3 protein-coding genes are annotated in these 3,421 nt (G+C 54.1%); 1 reads left to right on the top strand and 2 read right to left on the bottom strand.

All coding sequences use genetic code 11. From position 1 onward, the window contains the following. Nucleotides 1-30 precede the first annotated feature (30 nt). Nucleotides 31-729 (bottom strand): B12-binding domain-containing protein, encoded by a 699-nt coding sequence (locus tag E1297_RS37065; RefSeq protein WP_155147101.1) that lies wholly within the window; start codon nt 727-729, stop codon nt 31-33. Between the two features lie 301 nt (nt 730-1,030). On the opposite strand from E1297_RS37065, the gene E1297_RS37060 reads away from it, so the two are divergent. Then, a complete protein-coding gene (locus E1297_RS37060) occupies nt 1,031-2,098 on the top strand; it encodes a PA0069 family radical SAM protein (protein ID WP_155147099.1) in 1,068 nt (355 codons plus the stop codon). Between the two features lie 50 nt (nt 2,099-2,148). Here E1297_RS37060 and gltA read toward each other — a convergent pair. Next, nucleotides 2,149-3,421, bottom strand: a 1,273-nt coding sequence (gene gltA, locus E1297_RS37055) for a citrate synthase (protein ID WP_244328017.1), incomplete at its 5' end; no start/stop codon positions are given.

The raw sequence follows: 3,421 nt of genomic DNA, 5'->3' as shown, positions 1-3,421 counted from the left end.
GCGGCCTTTAGAATTTTCGCTGTTGCTTAATCAGCCTGCCAGCTGATTGTGCTTGCGCGATACAAAGTCCTTGGCGGTTTCAACTGCTACTGCCGCATCACGGCAATATGCGTCGGCACCGATGGCTTTGCCGAATTCCTCGTTCAGAGGTGCGCCGCCAACCAGAACGATATAGTCGTCACGAACGCCTTGCTCGACCAGTGTATCGATGACGACTTTCATGTAAGGCATAGTGGTAGTCAGCAGAGCGGACATGCCCAGGATGTCGGGTTCTTCGGTTTCCAGAGCTTCGAGATAGTTTTCGACCGGGTTGTTGATGCCGATGTCGACAACTTCGAAACCTGCGCCTTCCATCATCATCGAAACAAGGTTTTTGCCGATGTCGTGGATGTCACCTTTCACGGTACCGATGACCATCTTGCCAACGCGCGGTGCGCCAGTTTCAGCCAGCAGGGGCTTGAGGATCGTCATACCGCCCTTCATGGCGTTCGCCGCCAGAAGAACCTCGGGAACAAACAGGATGCCGTCGCGGAAATCGTGTCCAACGATGGTCATACCGCCAACCAATGCCTTGGTCAGGATGTCATACGGCGCCCAACCACGTTCGAGCAGGATGTTTACGCCTTCTTCGATCTCTTCTTTCAGACCGTCGTAAAGGTCGTCAAACATCTGTTCGACGAGTTCATCGTCGTTCAGTTCGGACAGGACGATGTCTTCTTCATCGGACATGGGTCATTTCCCTGAGCTAAATGGGCCCTTGGCCCGTAGGTGGCAATTTTTTCCGTTTTGGCCATTTCGCCGCATCTAGACTGTGACGATTGCGACCAAGGTCGTTCTGGGACCGACCTTTAAGGCAAAATCTGTCGCATCTCGACAGAATTATTTGCAAGATCATTCTGCATTCTCTTCACGTTCGCTCTCGGCGCCAATGTGTACGTGCGTCCCATATCCCCATTCTGCAGTTGGCTGTTCCTATTGCTGAAGGACCTCAAAGGGTTTACACCAGAATGTTAGAACAAAGGTAGAACATATGCTCAATCAGACAAATGTTGTGGGTAGGGGGGCCGTGTCCAATTCTGCAGGCAGGTTCGAGCAATATGCCAGCGAAGCTACAGATGACGGCTGGGAAATTGAGGAGGAGTTGCCCCCGCTGCGCACCGAAGTACGTGATGAGGTGGCCAGAAGCTTCATCACCTACAATCGCTCTCCTGATCTTCCATTCGATCGATCAATCAATCCCTACCGGGGCTGCGAACACGGGTGTGCCTATTGTTTTGCACGACCTACACACGCCTATCTTGGCCTGTCTGCCGGACTGGATTTCGAAACAAGATTGATTGCACGACCAAACGCGGCGGATGTTTTGCGTCGCGAGCTTTCTGCGCGTTCGTACAAAGTCTCTCCAATTGCTTTGGGCACAAATACCGACCCGTACCAACCAATTGAGAAGGCGCGCGGAATCACAAGGGACTGCCTGAGCGTATTGCAGGATTTTCAGCATCCGATCGCTATTGTCACTAAGGGAGCGCTGATCGAGCGGGATCTGGATATTCTGGCCCCAATGGCAAGTCAGGGGTTGGCGCGTGTTGGGATATCACTGACGACACTGGACGCGGATCTTTCCCGAAAAATGGAGCCACGCGCGCCTTCGCCGAAACGTCGCCTGCGTATGATTCGACGATTAACGGAGGCGGGGGTGCCGGTGCGGGTCATGACATCTCCTGTTGTCCCGGGTCTTACGGATCACGAACTGGAGAATCTATTGGAGGCAGGTTGTGACGCCGGTGCTGACTCGGCCAGTTGGATCATGTTGCGGTTGCCGCGAGAGGTTTCTCAGCTTTGGCAGGAGTGGCTTGAAGTGCACGAACCCAACCGTGCAGCCAAGGTCATGGCGCGCCTTCGTGAGATGCATGGTGGAAAGGACTATGACCCACGCTGGGGTCACAGGATGCGGGGCGAGGGCGTTTATGCCGAAATGATAGCCAAGCGTTTTAAGACAACCGTTGAGCGTTTGGGGCTGGCAACCAAGACGCCTGCACTGAGATGCGATCTGTTTGCGAAACCACCGCAGGTTGGTGATCAACTCGATCTTTTCTAAACAAAAAAGCCCCGGAGATTTCCGGGGCTTTTGTTCAGGTTTGTGACCGATTAGCGATTTTCGATATCGACGTAATCGCGTGTGGTTTCGCCCAGATACAGCTGGCGCGGACGACCGATTTTGTTTTGCGGATCGGCGATCATTTCTTTCCACTGGCTGACCCAGCCAACGGTGCGCGATAGTGCGAAGATCGGCGTAAACATCGACGTTGGGAAGCCCATCGCCTCGAGAATGATGCCTGAATAGAAGTCTACGTTCGGGAACAGTTTTTTCTCGACGAAATACGGATCTTCCAGCGCCTGTTTCTCGAGCGCTTTGGCAACCTGCAGTTTGGGATTGTTTTCGATACCCAGCAGATCCAGAACCTCGTCGGCGGATTGCTTCATCACCTTCGCGCGCGGGTCAAAGTTCTTATAGACGCGGTGACCAAAGCCCATCAGACGGAACGGGTCGTTCTTGTCTTTGGCGCGCTCAATGTACTCGGGGATGTTGTCGACACTTCCGATCTGCTCGAGCATTTCCAGACATGCCTGGTTGGCACCGCCATGGGCAGGACCCCAAAGACAAGCGATGCCTGCGGCGATACACGCAAACGGATTTGCACCCGAAGACGAAGCTAGGCGAACGGTCGAGGTCGAAGCGTTCTGCTCGTGGTCTGCATGCAAGGTAAAGATGCGGTCCATCGCACGGCTCAGGATCGGGTTGACCTCATAATCCTCGGCAGGAACGGCAAAGCACATGCGCAGGAAGTTCGAGGCATAATCCAGATCGTTGCGCGGATAAACAAAGGGCTGACCGATGTGATACTTGTAAGCCCATGCCGCGATGGTAGGCATCTTTGCGATCAGGCGATGCGACGCGACCTCACGCTGATGCGGATCTGAAACGTCGGTTGAGTCGTGATAGAAGGCCGACATTGCACCAACCACACCCACCATGATCGCCATGGGGTGCGCGTCACGACGGAAACCACGGTAGAAGTACTGCATTTGCTCATGCAGCATGGTGTGGCGCGTGATAGTGGTTTCGAATTCCTCGAGGTCTTTCGCTACGGGCAGCTCTCCGTACAGCAGCAGATAGCATACTTCGAGGAAGTGCGATTTCTCAGCCAGCTGATCGATCGGATATCCGCGGTGCAGAAGCTCACCTTTTTCGCCGTCGATGTAAGTGATCGTGCTGTCGCAGCTCGCGGTCGATGTGAAACCGGGGTCATAGGTGAATACGTCAGCCTGACCATAAAGCTTCCGGATGTCGATGACATCTGGCCCGGCTGTTGGTGAGTGAACCGGCAATTCGTAGGTTTTGCCATGGACAGTCAGGGTC

It is taken from the genome of Roseibium sp. RKSG952 (genome assembly GCF_009711355.1).
This window is presented reverse-complemented; position numbering and strand designations above follow the sequence as displayed.